This window comes from Aquabacterium sp. (assembly GCF_044226965.1).
GTDB lineage: Bacteria > Pseudomonadota > Gammaproteobacteria > Burkholderiales > Burkholderiaceae_C > Pseudaquabacterium.
Map to the genome: position 1 here is coordinate 14,828 of NZ_JBGAGA010000047.1, position 21,738 is coordinate 36,565.

24 protein-coding genes are annotated in these 21,738 nt (G+C 69.1%); 18 read left to right on the plus strand and 6 right to left on the minus strand.

The window, feature by feature from the left end:
* Positions 1 to 15 precede the first annotated feature (15 nt).
* Positions 16 to 720, minus strand: a complete 705-nt coding sequence (locus ACILR4_RS19300) for a response regulator transcription factor (RefSeq protein WP_395702497.1) — start codon at positions 718 to 720, stop codon at positions 16 to 18.
* Positions 721 to 813: 93 nt separating this feature from the next.
* On the opposite strand from ACILR4_RS19300, the gene ACILR4_RS19305 reads away from it, so the two are divergent.
* From ACILR4_RS19305 to ACILR4_RS19325, 5 genes are all read left to right on the plus strand, one after another.
* Entirely contained in the window at positions 814 to 1,746 is a 933-nt protein-coding gene (locus tag ACILR4_RS19305) for an ATP-binding protein (protein ID WP_395702498.1), read from the plus strand.
* Positions 1,739 to 2,215 (plus strand): NUDIX domain-containing protein, encoded by a 477-nt coding sequence (locus tag ACILR4_RS19310; protein WP_395702499.1) that lies wholly within the window; start codon positions 1,739 to 1,741, stop codon positions 2,213 to 2,215. Before ACILR4_RS19305 ends, ACILR4_RS19310 begins: the two co-directional genes overlap by 8 nt.
* A 58-nt stretch (positions 2,216 to 2,273) precedes the next feature.
* Positions 2,274 to 3,167 (plus strand): SPFH domain-containing protein, encoded by an 894-nt coding sequence (locus ACILR4_RS19315; protein ID WP_395702500.1) that lies wholly within the window; start codon positions 2,274 to 2,276, stop codon positions 3,165 to 3,167.
* A 52-nt stretch (positions 3,168 to 3,219) separates the two neighbouring features.
* Positions 3,220 to 3,420, plus strand: coding sequence for a hypothetical protein (locus ACILR4_RS19320; protein ID WP_395702501.1), 201 nt, complete (start codon positions 3,220 to 3,222; stop codon positions 3,418 to 3,420).
* A gap of 70 nt (positions 3,421 to 3,490) precedes the next feature.
* Positions 3,491 to 4,279 (plus strand): isocitrate lyase/phosphoenolpyruvate mutase family protein, encoded by a 789-nt coding sequence (locus ACILR4_RS19325; RefSeq protein WP_395702502.1) that lies wholly within the window; start codon positions 3,491 to 3,493, stop codon positions 4,277 to 4,279.
* Between the two features lie 28 nt (positions 4,280 to 4,307).
* Here the strand turns inward: ACILR4_RS19325 and ACILR4_RS19330 are convergent, their stop codons facing one another.
* Both ACILR4_RS19330 and ACILR4_RS19335 read right to left on the minus strand, forming a co-directional pair.
* On the minus strand, positions 4,308 to 5,735 hold the full coding sequence (locus tag ACILR4_RS19330; RefSeq protein WP_395702530.1) for a hypothetical protein: 1,428 nt from the start codon (positions 5,733 to 5,735) through the stop codon (positions 4,308 to 4,310).
* Between the two features lie 5 nt (positions 5,736 to 5,740).
* Positions 5,741 to 6,958 (minus strand): SPFH domain-containing protein, encoded by a 1,218-nt coding sequence (locus ACILR4_RS19335; protein ID WP_395702503.1) that lies wholly within the window; start codon positions 6,956 to 6,958, stop codon positions 5,741 to 5,743.
* Between the two features lie 158 nt (positions 6,959 to 7,116).
* On the opposite strand from ACILR4_RS19335, the gene ACILR4_RS19340 reads away from it, so the two are divergent.
* The 8 genes from ACILR4_RS19340 to tatC all read left to right on the plus strand — a co-directional run bounded on the left by ACILR4_RS19340 (position 7,117) and on the right by tatC (position 12,662).
* Positions 7,117 to 7,812, plus strand: coding sequence for a response regulator transcription factor (locus ACILR4_RS19340; RefSeq protein WP_395702504.1), 696 nt, complete (start codon positions 7,117 to 7,119; stop codon positions 7,810 to 7,812).
* Positions 7,809 to 9,884, plus strand: a complete 2,076-nt coding sequence (locus ACILR4_RS19345) for an ATP-binding protein (protein WP_395702505.1) — start codon at positions 7,809 to 7,811, stop codon at positions 9,882 to 9,884. The genes ACILR4_RS19340 and ACILR4_RS19345 overlap by 4 nt, the downstream gene beginning before the upstream one ends.
* 27 nt (positions 9,885 to 9,911) lie before the next feature.
* A complete protein-coding gene (gene hisI, locus ACILR4_RS19350) occupies positions 9,912 to 10,304 on the plus strand; it encodes a phosphoribosyl-AMP cyclohydrolase (protein ID WP_395702506.1) in 393 nt (130 codons plus the stop codon).
* On the plus strand, positions 10,301 to 10,651 hold the full coding sequence (locus ACILR4_RS19355) for a phosphoribosyl-ATP diphosphatase (RefSeq protein WP_395702507.1): 351 nt from the start codon (positions 10,301 to 10,303) through the stop codon (positions 10,649 to 10,651). The genes hisI and ACILR4_RS19355 overlap by 4 nt, the downstream gene beginning before the upstream one ends.
* A 40-nt stretch (positions 10,652 to 10,691) precedes the next feature.
* Positions 10,692 to 11,039: a histidine triad nucleotide-binding protein gene (locus ACILR4_RS19360; protein ID WP_395702508.1), complete on the plus strand. Its 348-nt coding sequence runs from the start codon at positions 10,692 to 10,694 to the stop codon at positions 11,037 to 11,039.
* A 78-nt stretch (positions 11,040 to 11,117) separates the two neighbouring features.
* On the plus strand, positions 11,118 to 11,351 hold the full coding sequence (tatA, locus tag ACILR4_RS19365; protein WP_395702509.1) for a Sec-independent protein translocase subunit TatA: 234 nt from the start codon (positions 11,118 to 11,120) through the stop codon (positions 11,349 to 11,351).
* A 10-nt stretch (positions 11,352 to 11,361) separates the two neighbouring features.
* Complete coding sequence (gene tatB, locus ACILR4_RS19370) at positions 11,362 to 11,865, plus strand: Sec-independent protein translocase protein TatB (protein ID WP_395702510.1); 504 nt, start codon at positions 11,362 to 11,364, stop codon at positions 11,863 to 11,865.
* Positions 11,862 to 12,662 (plus strand): twin-arginine translocase subunit TatC, encoded by an 801-nt coding sequence (gene tatC / locus ACILR4_RS19375; protein WP_395702511.1) that lies wholly within the window; start codon positions 11,862 to 11,864, stop codon positions 12,660 to 12,662. Before tatB ends, tatC begins: the two co-directional genes overlap by 4 nt.
* 16 nt (positions 12,663 to 12,678) lie before the next feature.
* Here tatC and ACILR4_RS19380 read toward each other — a convergent pair whose 3' ends face one another.
* Complete coding sequence (locus tag ACILR4_RS19380) at positions 12,679 to 13,845, minus strand: S1C family serine protease (protein WP_395702512.1); 1,167 nt, start codon at positions 13,843 to 13,845, stop codon at positions 12,679 to 12,681.
* Positions 13,846 to 13,865: 20 nt separating this feature from the next.
* Here ACILR4_RS19380 and ACILR4_RS19385 point away from each other — a divergent pair, with 20 nt between their 5' ends.
* Both ACILR4_RS19385 and pdxA read left to right on the plus strand, forming a co-directional pair.
* Entirely contained in the window at positions 13,866 to 14,615 is a 750-nt protein-coding gene (locus ACILR4_RS19385; RefSeq protein ID WP_395702513.1) for a Nif3-like dinuclear metal center hexameric protein, read from the plus strand.
* Positions 14,612 to 15,619: a 4-hydroxythreonine-4-phosphate dehydrogenase PdxA gene (gene pdxA, locus ACILR4_RS19390; protein ID WP_395702514.1), complete on the plus strand. Its 1,008-nt coding sequence runs from the start codon at positions 14,612 to 14,614 to the stop codon at positions 15,617 to 15,619. Before ACILR4_RS19385 ends, pdxA begins: the two co-directional genes overlap by 4 nt.
* 8 nt (positions 15,620 to 15,627) lie before the next feature.
* On the opposite strand, the gene ACILR4_RS19395 is transcribed toward pdxA, so the two are convergent.
* Positions 15,628 to 18,072, minus strand: a complete 2,445-nt coding sequence (locus ACILR4_RS19395) for a DUF1631 family protein (protein WP_395702515.1) — start codon at positions 18,070 to 18,072, stop codon at positions 15,628 to 15,630.
* Between the two features lie 117 nt (positions 18,073 to 18,189).
* Entirely contained in the window at positions 18,190 to 18,621 is a 432-nt protein-coding gene (mscL, locus tag ACILR4_RS19400) for a large conductance mechanosensitive channel protein MscL (protein ID WP_395702516.1), read from the minus strand.
* Between the two features lie 182 nt (positions 18,622 to 18,803).
* Here mscL and petA point away from each other — a divergent pair, with 182 nt between their 5' ends.
* The 3 genes from petA to ACILR4_RS19415 are packed head-to-tail and all read left to right on the plus strand — an operon-like array spanning position 18,804 to position 21,638.
* On the plus strand, positions 18,804 to 19,403 hold the full coding sequence (gene petA / locus ACILR4_RS19405) for a ubiquinol-cytochrome c reductase iron-sulfur subunit (protein WP_395702517.1): 600 nt from the start codon (positions 18,804 to 18,806) through the stop codon (positions 19,401 to 19,403).
* Positions 19,404 to 19,450: 47 nt separating this feature from the next.
* A complete protein-coding gene (locus tag ACILR4_RS19410) occupies positions 19,451 to 20,848 on the plus strand; it encodes a cytochrome bc complex cytochrome b subunit (protein WP_395702518.1) in 1,398 nt (465 codons plus the stop codon).
* Between the two features lie 22 nt (positions 20,849 to 20,870).
* Positions 20,871 to 21,638, plus strand: coding sequence for a cytochrome c1 (locus ACILR4_RS19415; protein WP_395702519.1), 768 nt, complete (start codon positions 20,871 to 20,873; stop codon positions 21,636 to 21,638).
* Positions 21,639 to 21,738 lie beyond the last annotated feature (100 nt).

Genomic DNA, 21,738 nt, shown 5'->3' on the forward strand with positions numbered 1-21,738 from the left:
CTAGCTGGCAGCGCGTTACTGCACGCTGCCGGCCTTCGGCGCGGCTTCGGATTCGAGCAGGTAGCCCAGGCCGCGCACGGTGCGGATCACCACGCCCGAGCCTTCCAGCTTGCGCCGCAGCCGGTGGATGTAGACCTCGATCATGCCGGGCGCGGTGGGCGCCTCGTCGCGGTCGTTGGTCCAGGCCTGGGTGATCTGGTCCTTGTGCACCACCTTGTTGCGGTTGCTCAGCAGCAGCTCGAGCAGGTCCCATTCGCGCGGCGAGAGCTCGATCGGGCTGCCGTCGATGCTGGCGCGCCGCGCCTCGCGGTCGAAGGCCAGGCGGCCCATGTCGGCCGGCGGCGTGGGCGCCGGCATCGCACGCGTGCGGCGCAGCAGCGCGCGCAGACGGGCTTCGAGCTCCGGGAAGTCGAAGGGCTTGGTCAGGTAGTCGTCGGCGCCGGCATTCAGGCCCGCAACCCGGTCGTCCAGCCCGTCCAGCGCCGTCAGCACCAGCACCGGCAGCGCCGGTTTTTCGGCGCGCACGTGCTTGAGCACCGTCAAGCCATCGACCATCGGCAGGCCGATGTCCAGCACCGCGGCGTCGAACTCGTGCTTGAGCATCAGGTACTCGGCCACCGCGCCGTTCGGCGCATGCTCGACCGCGAAGCCGGCCTGCTGCAGCTGCGCGCTCAGCGCATCGGCCAGGATCGCGTCATCTTCGGCGAGCAGCAGGTTCATGACCAGAACATTAACGGATTTTCGGTGGCTTAACGACCCTTGAATACCCGGCCCGCGGCCCGGCCGCCAAGGGACGGCTCGTACACTGCCGCGATGAGTTCGTCCTCCCTCGACACCCTGCTGCAGCGCGCCGACAGCCTGCTGAGCCGACTGGAAGCCATCCTGCCGCACCCCCTGACCGCGCCTGACTGGGCGGCCTCCGTCGCGTTCCGCTACCGCAAGCGCGGCGGATCGGGCTTCCTGCAGCCGGTGCGCCAGGTGGCGCGCATTGCGCTCACCGACCTGCAGGAAGTGGATGGGCAGAAGGAACGGCTGGTGCGCAACACCGCGCAGTTCGTGGCCGGCGCGCCGGCCAACAACGTGCTGCTGACCGGCGCGCGCGGCACCGGCAAGAGCTCGCTGATCAAGGCCTGCCTGAACGAATACGCCGCGCAGGGCCTGCGGCTGATCGAGGTCGACAAGGCCGACCTGGTCGACCTGCCGGACCTGGTGGACCTGGTGGCCGAGCGGCCCGAGCGCTTCATCATCTTCTGCGACGACCTGAGCTTCGACGAGGGCGAGCCGGGCTACAAGGCCTTGAAGTCCATCCTCGACGGCTCGGTCTCGGCCGCCGGTGACAACGTGCTGATCTACGCCACCAGCAACCGCCGCCACCTGCTGCCCGAGTACATGAAGGAGAACCTGAGCTACACGCACACCGACGATGGCGAGGTGCACCCGGGCGAGGTGGTGGAGGAGAAGATCTCGCTGTCCGAGCGCTTCGGGCTGTGGATCAGCTTCTACCCGTTCAGCCAGCAGGAATACCTGGTGATCGTGGCGCAGTGGCTGCGCCATTTCGGGGTTAGCGAACCGGCGATCGACCGGGCACGCCAGCCCTCGCTGGTGTGGGCGCTGGAGCGCGGCTCGCGTTCGGGCCGCGTGGCCTACCAGTTCGCGCGCGACTGGGCCGGGCGCGACCACACGGCCGACGAGTTTGCGGCACCGTCCAGCGACACGCCGGCACCGGAAGGGCTGGACCGTGTCTGAGGCGCGGCAGCCCATCGACGTGGCGGTGGGTGTGCTGATCCGGCGTGACGCCGCCGGCAACGAAGGCCAGTTCCTGCTGACCTCGCGGCCCGCCGGCAAGGTCTACGCCGGGTACTGGGAATTCCCGGGCGGCAAGTTCGAGCCCGGCGAGACGCTGGCGCAGGCGCTGCGGCGCGAACTGCACGAAGAGCTGGGCATCACCATTGGCGCGGTGCACCCGTGGCACGAGGAGGTGTTCGACTACCCGCATGCGCTGGTGAAGCTGCACTTCTGCAAGGTGTACGACTGGACCGGCGAGTTCGAGATGCGCGAGCAGCAGCAGATGGCCTGGCAGGACCTGCCGGTGCAGGTGCAGCCGGTGCTGCCCGGCACGGTGCCGGTGCTGCGCTGGTTCGCGGCCGAGCGCGGGCACCCCGGTCCGCTGGACATCGGCAACACCCCGGCCGAGGTCCCGAAGACAGGTGCTTGACGGGCGCCTGGGTCTGCTACTAAAGTGATATCACTTTGAAAGCAGCCCAGGAGGCCGCATGGCGCACCAGCCCGCACAGGAGAGACAAGCCCGCACGTACAACGGATTCGGGGCCATCGCGCTCGGTTTGCTGAGCGGCGCGCTGGCGATCTGGCTCGTCATGGAGCGACCCGGCGGCAGCACGATCGGCATCGCACTGCTGTTGTTCCTGGCCACCGCCTGGTGCTGGGCCGGGCTGTACATGCTGCAGCCCAACCAGGCCGCGATCCTGTTGTTCTTCGGCAGCTACCGCGGCACCGACCGCAGCGAGGGCCTGCGCTGGGCGATTCCGTTCTACAGCACCGGCAAGATCAGCGTGCGGGCGCGCAACTTCAACAGCGAGAAGCTGAAGGTCAACGACCTGCGCGGCAACCCGATCGAGATTGCCGCGGCCATCGTCTGGCGCGTCGAGGACACCGCGCGTGCCAGCTTCGATGTCGAGAACTACGAGGCCTATGTGCTGACGCAGGCCGAGGCCGCGGTGCGCCACCTGGCCTCGCGCTATGCCTACGACAACCTGCAGGTCGACGAGCATGGCAATGCGTCGGCCGAGATCACGCTGCGCTCGGGCACCGAAGAGGTCGCGCTGGCGATGCGCACCGAGCTGCAGGCGCGCTTCGCGCAGGCCGGCATCAGCGTGCTCGATGCCAAGCTGACGCACCTGGCCTATGCGCCGGAAATCGCCGGCACCATGCTGCGCCGCCAGCAGGCCGAAGCGGTGGTGGCGGCACGGTCCAAGATCGTGCAGGGTGCCGTCGGCATGGTCGAGCTCGCGCTCAAGGGCCTGGAGCAGCGCGGCCTGGTCGACCTGGACGACGAGCGCAAGGCCGCGATGGTCAGCAACCTGCTGGTGGTGCTGTGCTCCGACCACGACGCGACGCCGGTCGTCAACGCAGGCACGCTGTACACCTGAAGTGAGCGGCCATGCGTGACCACAGGGTTCACTGACGGCGCAGCGCTGCACGATGGCCAGCCCTGGCAAGAAGTCCTTCCTGCTGCGCATCGACCCGGCCTTGTGGGCCGAGGTGGAGCGCCTGGCCGCGGCCGAGCTGCGCAGCAGCAACGCGCAGGTCGAGTACCTGCTGCGCGAGGCACTGAAGGCACGGCTCGGCGAGGGCGCCGTCCAACGGCTGCAGGCTGCAGCACGACCCAAGCCGAAGGGCTAAGCCTCAGCTCTTGGCGGGTCATCGCGCTTCGCGATACTGCGCCTCCTGACCACGAGGAGAGCGATCCGTCATGAGCAGCACCCAGCAGGACAAGGCGCAACGTTTCCGGCAGTTGCACCAGGGCCCGACCTTCCTGATTCCCAATCCCTGGGACGCCGGCTCGGCCCAGGCGCTGGCGAAGATCGGCTTCCCGGCGCTGGCCACCTCCAGCGGCGCGGCGGCGATGGTGCTGGGCCGCAAGGACGGCCAGATCACGCGCGACGAATCGCTGGCGCATGCCCGGCGCATCGTCGAGGCGGTCGACATCCCGGTGGCGGCGGATATGGAGAACGGCTTCGGCGATGCGCCGGCCTTCGCCGCCGAGACCATCCGCCTGGCCGCGGCCATCGGCCTGGCCGGCGGCTCGATCGAGGACGCCACCGGCCGGCCCGAGCAGCCGCTGTACGACTTCGGCCATGCGGTCGAGCGCGTGGCGGCCGCGGCCGAGGCTGCGCGCAGCGTCGGCGTGCCGTTCACGTTGACCGCGCGCACCGAGAACTTCCTGCGCGGCAACCCCGACCTGGACGACACCATCCGCCGCCTGCAGGCCTTTGCCGAGGCCGGCGCCGACGTGCTGTTCGCGCCCGGCCTGCCGACGCTGGACGCGGTGCGCGCGGTGTGCGCCGCGCTGCCCGGCAAGCCGGTGAACTTCATGGTCGGCATCAAGGGCAAGTCCTTCAGCGTGCCCGAGTTGCAGGCCGTCGGCGTACGGCGCATCAGCCTGGCCACTTCGCTGTACCGCGCGGCGATGTCGGCGATGCAGAAGGCCGCGACCGAGGTGTTCGAGCAGGGCACCTTCGGCTACCTCGACCGGATCTGAGCGGCCGGCGTCGCGGCGCAGTCGCGATTCAGCGCAGGCTCACGGTCTGGCGCTTCCAGGCCGGGTCCTGCCAGCGCGCGAAGGCGGCGATCTGGTCCGGCGCGGCAGCGCTCTTCTCGGCCTGGCCGCCGGTGTCGGGCTTGAGCACCTCGAAGCTGCGCTTCACGCGACCCTCGACCTTGCTCTCGCGCGCGACCAGCAGGCGGTCGCTGCCGGGCACCCAGCCGGCGAACTCGAGGTAGCCGAGCTCGGGGCCGTTGGCCGCGGGCGGCAGCGCGTCGACGACCCAGTCCTTGCCCTGGCGGCGAAAGACCCACAGCTCGCGCCAGGTGTCCAGCGGCTGCACGGCCAGCGCCAGCGCGTTGCCGGCGGGGTTGGCGCGCGCCGAGGCCGCCCATACCAGGCCGTAGGTGCAGCGGCTGGCCAAGGGCCTGGCCTGCGGCTGGCGCGCGTCGACCAACTGCACGCAGGTCTCACCGGGCTGGCCCGCTTCGGTGCGGATCGCCAGGCCCGCGGCGGCCGGCGTCGGTTCCGCCTCGGCGGCCCAGCGCGAGGCACTGACGCGCATCGCGGCTTCCTGGTACGCCGCGCGGTCGTCGTCGCTCAGCTCGGTCTTGTTCACCGCCGCCAGCTCGCCAAGCGCGCGCTGGGCAGCGGCGGCCGCGGCTGCCGGCTCGTGCCGGCGAGTCTGCTGGTACGCCAGGCTCGCCCAGACGCCGGCACGGCGCAGGCGCAGCTGGTTGCGCGTTTGCTCCGGCAGGCTGGCGAACTGCTCGGCGCTGAGCTGGTCCAGCACCTGCGCGCGCCACTGGTCCAGCGGCAGGCGCTGCACGGGTGACAGGCTGGTGTCGACGCAGTCGTGGCGCGTCAGCCCCAGCGCGGCGCGAGCGCGCTGCTCGGCGCTGGAGGGCAGCGCCAGCACCCGGCGGAAGGCCTCGCCGTCGTAGCAGGGCTGCAACTGGCCGTCGCGCTCGGTGCCGCCGATCGCGACGCCGTAGAACTTCACCACCTCCAGGTGTGCGGCGATCGTTGCCGAACTGCTCTGCCCCGGCTTCATCGCGGCGCGCCGCGCCAGCCGGTCGGCCAGCGTGCCGATCGCGTCGAACACCTCGGGGCCGAGCTGCGCCGGCGGCACGGCCTGCAGGTAGGCCGCTGCGTAGGCCACGCCCAGCGCCTCGGCGCCCGGCGTGTCGCGCACGAAGCGCAGCACCGACAGCAGCTCCGGCGCTTCGGCCGGCTGCAGCTCGGTGACGCGCACCTGGCTGGCGCGCACGAAGCCGCCGCGCTCGCGGCGGTGGTCCCAGACCTGCAGGTAGTCGAGCCTGCGGCCGCGCACTTCGAGCGCATCGCCCCGCCACAGCACCGCCTGCTGCGCCGCCGATTCGCGCGCACCGGCGCGCAGCGCGGCCTGGTCCTGCGTGACGATGGCCATCGTCGCGAGCATCGTGAACAGCATGATGGTCACTCGCTTTCCTTGTCAGCAGCCTCGCCTTGCGGCTGCGCTGGCGGCAGCTTGCCGAGCAATGCGGTGCCGATGAAGCCGCCATCGCTGGGCGGCGGCGCGATGATCACGGCGACCTTGTCCGACAGCTTGTCGGCCATCGCCTTCTGGATCAACAGCGGGTGCTTGCTCAGCAGCGCACCGTCGCGGGCCATTTGCTCGCTGGTGATCTTGCCGACGCGCTCGAGCCGGTAGCCTTCGGCATCCGCCAGCTTTTGGCGTGACTCGGCTTCGCCCGCGGCCTCGATGCGGCGGGCCTGCGCGGCGCCTTCGGCGGCGCGAATCCGGGACTGCTTTTCCGCTTCCGCCTCCAGTTGCCGCTGCGCGATCTGCTTCTCCTTGAACGGCAGCACATGCTTCATCGCCTCTTCCTGCGCACGGGCGGCGATCAGCTGCTCGTTGGCGGCGGCCTGCGCGTTCTTCTCGCGGCGCACGCGGTCGGCCTCGGCTTCCAGCGCGGTCTGCTCCACCTGCTTGGCTTTCAGCTCCAGCGTGTAGCGCATCTTCTCGCTCTCCAGCTCGGTGGCCAGCAGCTTGTCGAGCCCGGCGCGGTACTCGGCCGGCAGGTCGACCTGGCCCATCTGCACCGCGCGCAGCACGATGCCGTCGGCCGCCAGGCGCGGCTTCAACTCGGTCTCGATCTGCTGCTGGATCTCGGCCCGCTTGCTGGAAAAGATCTCGCGCACCGTGTAGCGGGTGAAGGTCTTGTAGATCACGCCCTGCACGGCGGGCTGCACCACCTCCGCGCCCAGGTCCTCGGGCAGGTTCTTCGCGATCGCGCCGATGCGCGCGGGGTCGAGCGCGTAGCGGATCGTCAGGTCGACGCCGAGCGAGAGCCCTTCGATCGACTGGAACGGCGCCGCGCCATCGGCCTTGGCGCTGTCCTGCGGGCGGTAGACCTGGTCGCGTAGCGTGAAGTGGCGCACGGCGTGCAGACCGGGCAGCACCCACAGCGAGCCCTCACGATGCTGGCTGAGTTCGCCGGTCAACTGGTTCTGACGGATCACCAGCTCGCCCCCCGGCACCGACTGCACCGGCGGATGCACGATGAGCCAGTAGCTGCCGACGGCGACCGCGGCGGTGCCGATCAGCAGCACGCCACGGCTGCGCAAGGTTGTGGCGGTGGAACGCAGCGCCCTGTTCATCAACTGGGTCAGGGCGTTCAGGCGGGGGTTCATCGTGGTGCTCCGGTGGTTGCGGGGGTGTGTCGTGTGTCCGACGCAGCCCATTCTTCGCAGCGGCCCCGGAAGCTGATAGCGGCGCGCCGGGCGACTGTCTTCCAGGTCCGGAAGAAAGCTTCACACCGCCCTGCGTGCCACCACGGGACAATGCCGTCATGGTTTCCGTGGCCTTGATCGAAGACGACGCGCCGACAAGCAATCAGCTCAAGGGCTGGATCGAGGCGGCGCGCCCCGGCGTGCGCATCGAGCAATGGTTCACCCGCGACGAGGCCGAGGCCGCGCTGCAGCGCACCCGCTACGACCTGGTGGTGCTGGACATCGAACTGGGCCGCGAGCGCCATGCCGGCGTGGCGCTGATCAACGCGATCAACCGGCTGCACCACGGCACGCCGGTGCTGGTGGTGTCGGCGATGCCGGCGGCCATCTACCGCGGCATCATGAAGGCGCTGGATGCCTGGGACTACCTGCAGAAGACCAGCTTCTCCGAGGCCGATTTCATCGACACCGTGCTCGACATGCTGCGCGCGGTGCGCGACCGGCCGGCCGCCCCGGCCGCTGCGCCGGCCACCGAGCTGTCGATCGACCCGCTGCGCCAGAGCTCGCCGATCTGGCGCGGCCAGCGGCTGAACCTGCCCCTCACCGCGCAGCGCATCCTGGCCACGCTGCACCAGCGCCGCGGCGAGGTGGTGAGCTACGACGAACTGTTCCAGGTGGTCAAGAGTGGCCGCAACCGCGACAACGTGCGCAAGCATGTCAGCACCATCCGCGATGCGCTGCGCGAGATCGAGCCGGGCTTCGACGGCATCGAAAACGTGCCGATGCGCGGTTTCCGATGGGTGGCGGGGGCTTGAGGTCCTGGCGCGCGCGCTGGCGCCTGGCGCAGCGGGTACCGCTGCGGCTGCGGCTGTTCTTCCGCGGCGTGTTCCTGCTGCTGGCGCTGGTGACGCTGACGATGGCGGTGGGCGTGCTGAAGGAGGAGAAGCAGCGCAGCCACCGCCACTACGAGGAAGGGCTGCGCAAGACCGGCGCGCAGATCGTCGCGCGGCTGCGCCACCCCACCGGTCAGCTGGCGCTGCTGAACCCGCGCGCCAGCGGCGAGGCCGGCAAGCCGCTGCGCCCGCTGGTGCTGCCGTTCTCGGCCATCGACTTCGACGACAAGACCAAGGCCCAGCAGGCGGTGGAGATGGCCGGCTGCCAGGTGCAGTACCGCGACGGCGCGACGCTGTGCGTGGCGGTGGGCAACAACCCGTTCGCCGGCGGCTTCCTGTACCTGGCGGGCAGCTTTGCCAGCGGGCCGCTGGTGCCGCATCTGGCCGGCGACCTCGACTTCAGCAGCTCGCACCGGGTGCAGGTGAGCGTGGCCCTGCGCGGCCAGCGTTTCGGCTGGATCGCACCCTTCGAGGCGCTGCCCGATGGCGCCGGGCCCGGTAGCCGCGGCCGGCTCACCGGCTATGCCGATGAGGTGCCCGTCACGCATGGTGTGCGGCCGGTGCGCGAGTTCCGCGGCTGGCTGTGGCAGGACGGGCGCTGCATCGACGACACACCCGCCGCGGCGGCGGCCGACTGCCAGCGCCGTTCGTTCCTGTCGGTGCGGCTGCCGATCGAGCCTTTCCGCGAAGCGCTGTTCCAGGCCGACCGCGGCCGCATCGTCTGGCCGCCGCCGGACCTGGCGCAGATCCAGGTGCGGCTGCAGGTGCTGGCACCGGGCACGGGCACGGCGCTGTTCGACAGCGACGCGCCGGGTGCCGCGCCGCCGTTCGCGCTGGCCGACCTGGCCGAGCTGCTGCTGCCCGGCGAGCGGCTGCGCATTCGCCGCCAGGGCGCGGCCGAGGACCTGTTCCAGGCCATCGGGCGCGACCCCGACGCCGGTCCGCCGACCTGGATCGACCGCCTGGTGCGACGCCTGCCGGTGGAGGGCTTCGACACGCCCCTGGCGCTGCGCGAGACGGTGGCCACGTCCTTGGGGCGCTATGACGTCGAGCTGTCGGGTGACGTGCGCAGCGTCAACAAGGCGCTGGCGGAGGTGGCGGCGCGGCTGTCGTGGTACGTGGCGGCCATGCTGGCGGCGGTGCTGCTGGCCTGGCTGCTGATCGAGCTGCGCATCATCCGCCGCATCACGCAGCTGACGCGCCGCGCCGCCAGTGTCTCCGGCAACGTGCGCGGCAGCGAGGCCATCGCCCAGGTCGACCTGTCGGACCTGCGCGGCCGCGACGAGCTGGGCGTGCTGGCGCAGGGCCTGCAGGACCTGCTGCAGCGGGTGAACGAGGACGTGCGCCGCGCGCAGATCCGCGCCGCGCAGGAGAAGGACCAGTGGCATGCGGTGGGCCACGAGATCATGTCGCCGCTGCAGTCGCTGCTGGCGCTGCATGGCGCGCCGGACGATCCCAGCCGCCGCTACATCAGCCGCATGCAGCAGGCGGTGCGGGTGCTGTACGGCCAGGCTTCGCCGAGCGAGGCCTTCGCGTCCACCACGCTGCAGCTGCAGCCGCTGGACCTGGTCGCGTTCCTGGGCCATGTGGCGGCCAATGCCGATGCGGTGGGCATCGCCGACGTGCGCTTCACGGCCCCCGATGAAGCCGTGGCCGTGCCGGCCGACGAGTACGCGCTGGAGGACGTGGTGACGCACGTGCTGCACAACGCCGACCGGCACCGGCCGCCCGGCACGCCGATCACGCTGGGCCTGGCGGCCACCGACACCGAGGCCTGCGTGACGATCCACAACAACGGGGCGCCGATCCCGGCGGCCATGCTGGACAAGATCTTCGAGTACGGCGTGTCGGACCAGCCCGATTCGGCCGCCGAGGGCTCGCGTGGCCAGGGCCTGTTCGTCGCCCGCACCTACATGGCCAAGATGGGCGGCACGATCGCCGCGCGCAATGCCGGGGACGGCGTCGTGTTCGAACTGCGGCTGCCACGAAGCTGAAGGTTCGACCCCCTACACTTGCCGCCCATGGAGTGGCTTGACAGCATCAAGTGGGACCGCGACGGCCTGGTGCCCGTCATCGCGCAGGAAGCGTCCTCGGGCGACGTGCTGATGTTCGCGTTCATGAACCGCGAGGCGCTGGCGCGCACCGCCGAACTGGGCCAGGCGGTGTACTGGAGCCGCTCGCGACAGAAACTCTGGCACAAGGGCGAGGAATCGGGCCATTTCCAGCAGGTGCACGAGATCCGCGTCGATTGCGACGCCGACGTGCTGCTGCTGAAGGTGACGCAGCTGGGCCACGAGCCTGGCATCGCCTGCCACACCGGGCGGCATTCCTGCTTCTTCCGCAAGCTCGACGGCACGCAATGGCTGACCACCGATCCGGTGCTCGAAGACCCTGAACGCATCTACCGCCGATGAGCGAACTGAATTCCCAGGACCTGCTGGCCCGTCTGGCCGAGGTCATCGAATCGCGCAAGCCCGAGGCCGGCGGCGACCCTGCCAAGAGCTATGTGGCCAGGCTGTTCCACAAGGGCACCGACGCGATCCTGAAGAAGATCGGCGAGGAAGCCACCGAGACCGTGATGGCCGCCAAGGACGGCGTGCCCGAGAAGATCGTCTACGAGGTGGCCGACCTGTGGTTCCACTCGATGATCGCGCTGGCCGCCTTCGGCTTGAAGCCGGCCGACGTGCTGGCCGAGCTGGCGCGCCGCGAGGGCCTGTCGGGCCTGGAAGAATTCGCCCAGCGCCCGACCACGCCGCGCTGAGCCGCGATTTCGTTCATTTCCCTTCGAAGGAAGACCCGTCATGAGCCACGATGCGAACTGCATCTTCTGCAAGATCGTCGCAGGGCAGATCCCGTCGAAGAAGGTCTACGAGGACGAGGACGTCCTGGCCTTCCACGACATCCACCCCTGGGCGCCCGTGCACATCCTGATCATTCCGAAGCGGCACATCACCAGCATGGTCGACGTGGGGCTCGAGGACCAGGCGCTGCTGGGCAGGATGATGGCGGTGTCGCCACGGCTGATGGCAGAGCTGGGCGTCACCAACGGCTACCGTCATGTCGTCAACACCGGCCGTGACGGCATGCAGGAGGTGATGCACCTGCACCTGCATGTGATGGGCGGCCCGCGCCCCTGGGCCAAGGGCTGAAATTCCGGCGCTGGTGCGGCACCAATTCGGCCGGGGCGGGTCACCTAGAATCCCGGCCATCTTTTTCAGGAGTCTGCAATGGGATCCCTCAGCATCTGGCACTGGCTGATCGTGCTCGCGGTGGTGGTGCTGATCTTCGGCACCAAGAAGTTGAAGAACGTCGGCAGCGACCTCGGTTCAGCTGTCAAGGGCTTCAAGGACGGCATGCGCGATGGCGCGTCCGACGCCCCCGCGCCGCCGCCGCAGCAGGTGACGGCCAGCAAGGCGAACGACAGCCACACCGTGGACGTCGAAGCCAAGACCAAGTCCTGACGCGCATTGAATGATCGACTTCGGCTTCGACAAGATGGCGATCATCGGCGCGGTCGCGCTGATCGTCATCGGTCCCGAGAAACTGCCGCGCGTGGCCCGGACGGTCGGCCACCTGCTGGGCAAGGCGCGGCGCTACGTGGCTGACGTCAAGGCCGAGGTCAATCGGTCGATCGAGCTCGAGGAACTGCAGAAGATGAAGACGCAGTTCGAGACCGCGGCGCGTGATGTCGAATCCAGCGTGACCCAGGAAGTGAATGCCGCGAGCGCGGCCTTCAACGAGATCGGCAAGGGCCTGCAGGACGCCACCTCGGGCCTCGACTCGGTGGGCCTGTCCGGTGACAGCGGCGGCAACGCCTGGGCACCGGTGCCCGAGTACAAGCGCCCGAACAAGAAGTGGCGGCTCAAGCGCTCGGCCGTCCCGCGCTGGTACAAGCAGCGCGCCGGCGTGCGGCTGCACACGCAGTCCGGTGCGGCGCGGGTGGCGCGCTTCCGGCCGCCGGGCCTCAAGCGATGAGTGCCGGCAACGACCCGCATGACGAACTGGCCGGCACCGAGCAGCCCTTCGTCTCGCACCTGATCGAACTGCGCGATCGCCTGATCCGCGCGCTGATGGCCATTGGCATCGCGTTCGGCGTGCTGTGCATCTGGCCCGGGCCCGCCGGGCTGTACGACATCCTGGCCGCGCCAATGGTGGCCCACCTGCCCGAAGGCGCGCGGCTGATCGCCACCAACCCGATCTCGCCGTTCCTGGTGCCGCTGAAAGTCACCTTGATGGCCGGCCTGCTGCTGGCGCTGCCGGTGGTGCTGTATCAGATCTGGGCCTTCGTCGCGCCGGGGCTGTACAGCCACGAGAAGCGGCTGGTGCTGCCGCTGGTGATCTCCAGCACCGTGCTGTTCCTGGCGGGCGTGGCCTTCTGCTACTACTTCGTGTTCGGCAAGGTGTTCGCGTTCATCCAGAACTTCGCGCCCAAGAGCATCACCGCGGCGCCGGACATCGAGGCCTACCTGAGCTTCGTGTTGACGATGTTCATTGCCTTCGGCGCGGCCTTCGAGGTGCCGATCGCGGTGGTCGTGCTGGCGCGCCTGGGTGTGGTCAGTGTCGAGAAGCTGAAGGAATGGCGCGGCTACTTCGTCGTCGTGGCGTTCATCGTCGCTGCGGTGATCACGCCGCCGGACGTGGTGTCGCAGCTGTCGCTGGCGATCCCGATGTGCCTGCTGTACGAGCTCGGCATCTGGTCGGCCGTGCTGTTCATCAAGCACACCAAGGCGCCGGACGCGGAGGCCGAGGCCGAGGCCAAGACCGGCACCTGACGCGGTGTGGCTGGCGCTAGCGCTGGCGCTGCGTCTGGCGCGGCCGCTGCGCCACGGTGACGCTCAGCTGCAGGGTCTGCGTGCCGCGCTGCACGCCAATCACCGCCGGGCTGCCCGGCTTCAGCGCCGCCACGCGGTGCAGCAGCTGCGCTGTGTTGCCCACCGGCTCGCCGGCCACCGTCACCACCACGTCGCCGGGCTTCAGGCCGCCCTTGCTGGCCGGGCCGTCCTGCAGCACCCCGGTGATCAGCACGCCGTCCTTGATGGGCAGGCGGAAGTTCTCGGCGAACTCCGGCGTCAGGTCACGCGGCTCCACACCGATCCAGCCCCGGGTGACCTGGCCATCGCGCAGCAGGCCTTCCATCACCTGCTGGGCCACGTCGACCGGAATCGCGAAGCCGATGCCCATGCTGCCGCCCGAGCGCGAGAAGATCGCGGTGTTGATGCCGACCAGGTGGCCGCGCACATCCACCAGCGCACCGCCGGAGTTGCCGGGGTTGATGGCGGCATCGGTCTGCACGAAGCTCTCGAAGGTCGACAGGCCCAGTCCCTGGCGGCCCAGGGCGCTGACGATGCCCGAGGTGACCGTCTGCCCGACGTTGAACGGGTTGCCGATGGCCAGCACCACGTCGCCGACCTGCAGCGCCTGCATGTTGCCCAAGGTGATGGCCGGCAGCCGGTCGAGCTGGATGCGCAGCACCGCGAGGTCGGTCTCGGGATCGGTGCCGACGATCTCGGCGCGCGCCTCGCGGCCGTCGGGCAGGCGCACGTCGATCTCGGTGGCGCCTTCGATCACGTGGTTGTTCGTCAGCAGCACGCCTTGCGGCGAGACGATCACGCCCGAACCGAAGCCCACCTGCGTCTCGGCCGAACGCTCGCCGAAGAAGAAGCGGAAGGTCGGGTCCTGCGCATGCGGATTGCGCAGGCCGGCCTTGCTGGCAGTGACGCTGACAACGGCCGGCGAGGCGGCCCGCGCCGCGGCGTTGTAGCCGGTGAAGGAAGCACCGGCGCTGGCCGCCGCGGCGGCGCTGGCCGGCAGCAGTGGCGCCTGGCTCAAGGCCACCACTTCGGCGAAGCCGCGGCCGTCACGCTGCAGCCACTGCGGCTTCAGCGTCGCGACGACGAACATCACCGCCAGGGCCACGGTCGCGGCCTGCGAGAAAATCAGCCAGAGTCTTCGCATCGACAACAGGAATTCGCACCATGGTGCAGCGTGTGCAACTCGAAGCCCATCTGGCCACGCTGCTGGCGGTGGATCGTTTCAAGGATTATGGGCCGAACGGTCTGCAGGTCGAGGGGCGTGACGAGGTGCAGACGCTCGTCTCCGGCGTCACGGCCAGCCGCGCGCTCATCGACGCGGCGATCGAGGCGCGGGCTGACGCGCTGCTGGTCCACCACGGCCTGTTCTGGCGCGGCCAGGACGGGCGGCTGGTCGGCTGGCTGCGCGAGCGTGTGGCGCGCCTGCTGGCGCATGGCATCAACCTGTTCGCGTATCACCTGCCGCTGGATGCGCATGCCGAGCTGGGCAACAACGCGCAGCTGGGGCTGCGGCTGGGCCTGCTGGCGGACGCGCGTTTCGGCGAACAGGACCTCGGCTTCATCGGGGCGGCCGATGCGGCGCTGGATGCCACCGCGCTGGCCGAGCGGGTGGGCCAGCGCCTGCAGCGTGCGCCCGTGCTGCTGGCGGGGGACGACCGGCCGTTGCGGCGCATTGCCTGGTGCACCGGCGGGGCCCAGGGCTACTTCGAAGCCGCCATCGCGGCCGGCGCCGATGCCTTCATCACCGGGGAGATCTCCGAGCCGCAGGCGCACATCGCACGCGAGACCGGCGTTGCCTTCCTGGCCTGCGGCCACCATGCCACCGAGCGCTATGGCGCCCCGGCGGTCGGCGAACACCTGGCACAGCAATTCGGGCTTGAGCACCGCTTCATCGAGATCGGGAACCCGGCATGAACAACAGGCTGCTGGCGATCACGATGGGCGATGCCGCCGGCATCGGGCCCGAGATCATCGTGAAGGCCCTGGCCGCCGGTGATGCGGGCCGCTGCGTGGTACTGGGCAGCGCCGCGCTGATGCGGCGCACGGTGGCCCGGCTCGGGCTGATGCGGCCGGTGGCGCTGCTCGATGCGCCGGACGACGAGGCCCCGCCCGACTGCCTCCCGGTCTGGGAGCCGGCCGGCTTGCCGGCGGGGCTGGAGGACCTGCAGATCGGCGCCGTGCAGGCCGCGGCCGGCGCGGCGGCGGCCCGGTGCATCGAAGCCGCCGCGCAGCTCGCCTTGCAGGGCCGCGTGGCCGGAATCGTGACCGCGCCCATCCACAAGGAAGCGCTGGCCGCCGCCGGCATCGGCTATCCCGGCCATACCGAGATGCTGCAGGCCCTGGCCGGCGGTGGACCGGTGCGGATGATGCTGGCCAATGACGAGCTGCGCGTGGTGCTGGTGACGATCCATGTTGCCTTGCGGCGCGCGATCGAGCTGCTGGACTTCGATGCCGTGCTGTCCACCCTGCGCATCGTGCAGCAGGCAGCGCGGCACTGGGGGCTGGAACGCCCGCGCATCGCGGTGGCGGGGCTGAACCCTCATGCCGGCGAGGGCGGCCTGTTCGGTGACGAGGAACAGCGCTTCATCGCGCCGGCCATCGCCGCCGCGGTGGCGGAGGGCATCGACGCGCGCGGCCCCTACGCGCCGGACACCGTGTTCATGCGCGCGCGCCATGCGCCGCCGGCACACCCCGGCGAGTTCGACGTGGTGGTCGCGATGACGCACGACCATGGGCTGATCCCGGTGAAGTACCTGGGCGTGGAGCAGGGCGTCAACGTCACGCTGGGGCTGCCCTTCGTGCGCACCAGCCCGGACCACGGCACGGCCTTCGACATCGCTGGCCGGGGCATTGCCGATCCGCGCAGCCTGCAGGCGGCGCTGCGCATGGCGCGCCAGCTGTCGGCGGCCTCGCGCTGACGGGTGGTTCAGCCCGCCGCCGAAGGTTTCAGGCCGGCCAGCTGACGCCGCGCGCGCGCGGTGGCCCGCTCCAGCAGGTACGCGTTCTCGAAGGCACGCATGCGGCCGGTCTCGCACATGCGCGAGAGCATGCGGTAGGTCATCGAGATGGTCTTGCGCTGCTTGGCGCCGTAGCGGAAGACGAAGAAGGTGCGCGCCGGGCTGACGTGGTTCAGCCGCACCTTCTGCCAGCTGTCCTCGATGTGCATCTGGTAGGCGAAGCCGATCTGCACGTTGTCGGCGAGCGACTTGCCCTGCGTCGGCTCCAGCGCTTCGTCCGACGATGGCAGGCCGGCAATGTTGACGTCGGCCGCGGCAATCTCGGGCTCGGCGCCGATGTCGATGTCGACCTTGCCGTTCCAGTTGACCTTGCTCTCGTCCACCAGGCCGACGGCCTTGGCTTCCTCGGCGCTGAAGTCGGCCGGCATGATCGCGTCATTCAGCACCGGCAGCGCGCTGGCGGGCATCGGCGGCAGCTCGGTCGCCTTGGGCAACGGCACGGCCAGCGCGGTCTCGACCTGCTTGGCCAGCAGGTTGTGCTCGAGCGTGCTGAGCGCCTGGCTCTTCAGGGACTCGGCGTGCGCGGGCAGCAGCTTGGCGAAGAAGTCGCGCCGCAGTTCCTCGCTGCAGCGCAGCCGGTCCAGGCCCGCGTTGACGTCCTTCATCAGCTGCGGCAGCGTGCGCAGGAAGGCCTGGCGCTGGGCCGGCACCCCCTTGGGCTGCACGCTCATCACCAGTTCGCGGCCCACCTCGCGCATGCGCTTGGCCTGCGCGCTGTCGGCGCCGAACTGCTGCTCGGCCTGGGCAATGGCGCGGCTCCAGGTCTTGCCCAGGAAGTCGCGCAGGAAGTCGGGCACCGGCAGCGAATGCAGCGCGCCGTCGAGCTGCTGCGCAAAACGCTGCTGCACGCGCAGCTGGTCTTCCTTGCGCGCCAGCAGGACATCGGCCTGGCCCTCGGCGTGCACCTCGGCCTTGGCCTGCTCCGCCACGAAGGCCTCGAGCTCATTGAGCTTGCGCTCGTAGAGCTCGATCTGCTCGAAGTCGCCCTCGACGACCTCCTGCACCAGTTCGCGAACGCGGGCCAGCAGGGCGCGGCCTTCCGCGCCCTCGAAATCGTCGACGGCGGTGCCCAGTGACGCGATGCGGTTGATGAAGCGCCGCACCGGATGCTTGCGCGACGAGAAGAAGGTGTTGTCGCCGAGCGCCGCGCGCAGCACCGGCAACTGCAGCCGGGCGATCTGCCGCGCCATCTGCGGCGGCACCTTGGGGTCGGACAGGATCTGGTCGAACAGCCCGGCGATCACGTCGATCACCATGTGGTCGAGCGCACCGCTCGCCGCCTGGCGCAGCTCTTCGCGGTGGGCGACGATCAGGTTCGGCGCCATCAACGCACCGCCGCCGAGCATGCCCATGCCGGACGCGCCGGCATCGCCATAGCCGCCCCCGCTGCTGACGTAACCGCCGAAGTCGCTGCTGCCGCTGTCCATCAGCGCGCCACTGCCATGCGACAGGCGGCGCAGCAGCGCCATCATTTCGCCGTCCACCCGGCCCATCGGCGTGCCGCGGCCCCCGCCGCTGTGGCTGAATCCGCCGCCGGCGGTGCTCGGTCCGAAGGCCCCCTGGCCGCTGCTGCCACCGGCACGTGGCGACAGTCGCCCGCTGGCGGACAGCTCGTGCGCCGGGCCGCGGCCATGGATGCTGTCGCGCAGGTCACCGTGAAGGCTGCCGGGACCGGTGCTGCCCGCGCGACCGGCCGCATCGTGCGGCGTTTGCCGCACCTGCAGGCCGACCGGCTTGATGCCGGCATTGCGCAGGTCGGCCACGATCTCGGTATAGGTCTGCCGCATGGCATTCGCCAGCGAACGGCCGATCTCGGTGCCCAGCACCTTGCGGGTTTCGGGCCGGTCGGCCACCGCCTCGACGGCGCGGATCATGGCCTGGCCCACCACCTCGGCCCGCAGCGGATTGCGTTCGTGCTCGGCCCGGCCCAGTTTCAGCAGCGTGCCCATGTAGGCATCGAGCTCGCGGATCTCCCACTCGCACGCATGGGAGATCTCGAGCGCGAAGCGATCGGCCGAGACCTGGATTTCGAGCTCATGGTCGTCGACCAGGCTCAGGGCGTCCCAATTGGTCGGCATCCCGCCAGCGGCGTTGCGCGCCTCGAGCATGCCCGCCTCGCGCGCCACCTGCTGGTCGAGCGATTCGTTGAACGTCAGCGCGAAGATGGCCAGCTTGCGGTTCAGCTCGAACTGCGCGCCGAGCAGACCATCCCGATGAAACACATTGTTCGATGACAGTGCAGCCAGGCCCAGGCTGTCCACGGTGCGTTCGGCAGCGGAACGGGCCGCCATGCGCACACGCTGCACGGCACTCTCCAAGGCGGGAGGCAGGCGAAGAGGAGGGGTCAGATTCATGGCGGCCGGGAACCACGACGGCAAGGCGCCGCCCGGCAACTCCCAAGCGACGCCTGTTACGACCTGAAGTATGCGGCCAAAAGCGGCCGCCACGCGGCGGCCTTGCTACAAGGGGATTCAGCGGCGGTTGAGGGCGTCGCGGATTTCGCGCAGCAGCAGCACGTCCTCTGCCGGCGGCGCGGGTGGGGCCGGCGGCGGAGCAGGCTCGGCGCGCTTGAGCCGATTGATCTGCTTGACCATCATGAAGATCACGAAGGCCAGGATGACGAAGTTGATCGTGATCGTCACGAAGTTGCCCCAGGCGAAGACGTTGGCCGCCTTCTGTGCCTCCGCCAGCGAGGCACCGGCCGGCACGCTGCCCGAGAGCACGAGGTACTTGTTCGAGAAATCGACCTGGCCCCCCAGCGCCAGGTTGACGATCGGCATGATCAGATCCTTCACGGCGGAATCGACGATCTTGCCGAAGGCGCCACCGATGATGACGCCGACCGCCAGGTCGACGACATTGCCTTTCATCGCGAACTCTTTGAACTCGCTGGCGAATCCCATGGGCTTCTCACTCCTGCTGCGGTAATTTCTGATGTAGGCGCGCCACAGACACGGCGCCGGGCCAGTATTGCGCAGTGCCTCGCGAAGTCAACCGGGCCTTGCCGGCGGGGCGGGGCTTGATCGCTCCGCTAGAATCCCGGGTTGCCCGAAGTCCAAACGCAGCTCTTCATCCGAGGAATCCCATGAGTGACAGCCCGGTCGACCAAAGTCGACGCACCTGGGTGGCGATCACGGCCGGCGCCGGCGCCATTGGTGGCGTTGCCGCGGCAGTGCCCTTCGTCAGCACCTTCGCCCCTTCCGAGCGCGCCAAGGCCGCCGGCGCTCCGGTGGAAGCCGATATCAGCGCGCTGAAGCCCGGCGAGAAGATGACCGTCGAATGGCGGGGCAAGCCGGTGTGGATCGTCCGCCGCACCAAGGAGCAGCTCGAGTCGCTGAAGAAGACCGATGCGCAGGTGGCCGACCCCGACTCCAAGCGCAAGCCCGACGAGCTGACGCCCGAATACGCCCGCAACGAGTACCGCTCGCGCAAGCCCGAGTACCTGGTGGCCGTGGGCATCTGCTCGCACCTGGGCTGCTCTCCGACCGACAAGTTCACGCCCGGCGCGCAGCCTTCGTTGCCGGACGACTGGCAAGGTGGCTTCCTGTGCCCCTGCCACGGTTCGACCTTTGACCTGGCCGGCCGCGTCTTCAAGAACAAGCCCGCGCCCGACAACCTCGAGGTGCCGCCGCACATGTACCTGTCCGACACGGTGCTGCTGATCGGCGAAGACAAGAAGGCCTGACCGCTGCGCAGCGGTCGCTAGCCCAACAAGCACAAGAGGTCGACGACATGGCAGATTTCAAGCAAGCACCGGCGGATGCGCCGCTGGGTGTCAAGCTCATGACCTGGGTGGACAACCGGTTCCCGGCCACCAAGATGTACAAGGAGCACATGTCGGAGTACTACGCTCCGAAGAACTTCAACGCCTGGTACTTCTTCGGTTCGCTGGCGATGCTGGTCCTGGTGATCCAGATCGTCACGGGCATCTTCCTGGTGATGCACTACAAGCCCGATGCGAACCTGGCTTTCGCCTCGGTCGAGTACATCATGCGCGACGTGCCCTGGGGCTGGCTGGTGCGCTACATGCACTCCACCGGCGCGAGCGCGTTCTTCATCGTGGTGTACCTGCACATGTTCCGCGGGCTGATGTACGGCTCGTACCGCAAGCCGCGCGAACTGGTGTGGCTGTTTGGCTGCGGCATCTTCCTGTGCCTGATGGCCGAGGCCTTCATGGGCTACCTGCTGCCCTGGGGTCAGATGAGCTACTGGGGCGCCCAGGTGATCGTGAACCTGTTCGCGGCCGTGCCTTTCGTGGGTCCTGACCTGGCGCTGCTGATCCGCGGCGACTACGTGGTCGGCGATGCGACGCTGAACCGCTTCTTCAGCTTCCACGTCATCGCGGTGCCGCTGGTGCTGCTGGGCCTGGTCGTGGCGCACATCATCGCGCTGCACGAAGTGGGCTCGAACAATCCGGACGGCGTCGAGATCAAGGCCAAGAAGGACCCGAAGACCGGCATCCCGCTCGATGGCATCCCGTTCCATCCGTACTACACGGTTCACGACCTGTTCGGCGTCGGCGTGTTCCTGATGATCTTCTGCGCGATCGTCTTCTTCGGTCCGGAACTGGGCGGCTACTTCCTCGAGTACAACAACTTCATCCCGGCCGATCCGCTGAAGACGCCGCCGCACATCGCGCCGGTGTGGTACTTCACGCCCTTCTACTCGATGCTGCGGGCCACCACGGATCCGATGGTGACGGTGCTGTGCGTGGTGGTGGGCATCGCGGCGCTCGTCGCTGTCATGGCGATGAAGGGCAAGGCCCGTGTCGTCACGCCGGTGGCCGCCGTGATCGCCATCGCACTGCTGAAGTACTTCGACGCCAAGTTCTGGGGCGTGGTGGTGATGGGGGGCGCGGTCATCATCCTGTTCTTCCTGCCCTGGCTGGACAACAGCCCGGCCAAGTCGATCCGCTACCGCCCGACCTGGCACAAGCTGCTGTACGGGATCTTCGTCGTCTTCTTCCTGGTGCTGGGCTACCTGGGCATCCAGCCGCCTTCGCCGGAGGGCACGCTGATCGCGCAGGTGGGCACGCTGTTCTACTTCGGCTTCTTCCTGCTGATGCCCTGGTGGAGCACGATCGGCATGTTCAAGCCGGTGCCTGACCGCGTCACCTTCTCGGCCCATTGACCGCACAGCCCAGAGCCACAACATGAAAAGACTGCTTGCCTGCCTGCTGGCCGCCCTGTCCTTCACCAGTGCGGTCCTGGCCAACGAGGGGGGCGTCCCCTGGGACAAGTTCCCGAAGGAGCGCGTGACCGATGTCGCCGCGCTGCAGCACGGCGCGAAGATCTTCGTCAACTACTGCCTGAACTGCCACTCCGCCGCGTTCAACCGCTACAACCGTCTGCACGACATCGGCCTGACCGACGAGCAGATCAAGAAGAACCTGGTGTTCGCCGGCGAGAAGGTCGGCGACCTCATGACGGTGGCCCTCGACCCGAAGCAGGCCAAGGAATGGTTCGGCGCAGTGCCGCCCGACCTGAGCGTGATCGCACGCTCGCGCGCCGGTGCGCAGGGCTCGGGTGCCGACTACCTGTACACCTACATGCGCAGTTTCTACCGCGATGAGGCGCGCCCGACAGGGTGGAACAACGTGATCTTCCCGAACGTCGGCATGCCGCATGTGCTGTGGCAGCTGCAGGGTGAGCAGCGTGCGGTGTTCGTCGAGGAAAAGGATGCGCACGACCCGAGCAAGACCACGCATGTGTTCAAGGGTTTCGAGCTGACCCAGCCCGGCACCCAGACCCGCGCCGAATACGACAGCACCGTCGCCGACCTCGTGGCTTACCTGCAGTGGATGGGCGAGCCGGCACAGACCCAGCGGGTGCGCCTGGGGGTGTGGGTGCTGCTGTTCCTCGCTGCGTTCACGGTGATTGCCTGGCGTCTGAACGCTGCCTACTGGAAAGACATCAAGTAAGCCTTTCCACCGGCCCGGAGCCCCGGGCCGCGCGCGCAGTGGTAGCCTAGAAGGCTCCCTGCGCGCCTTGTTTTTTCAGATTCCTCTGTCTCTCTCCTGC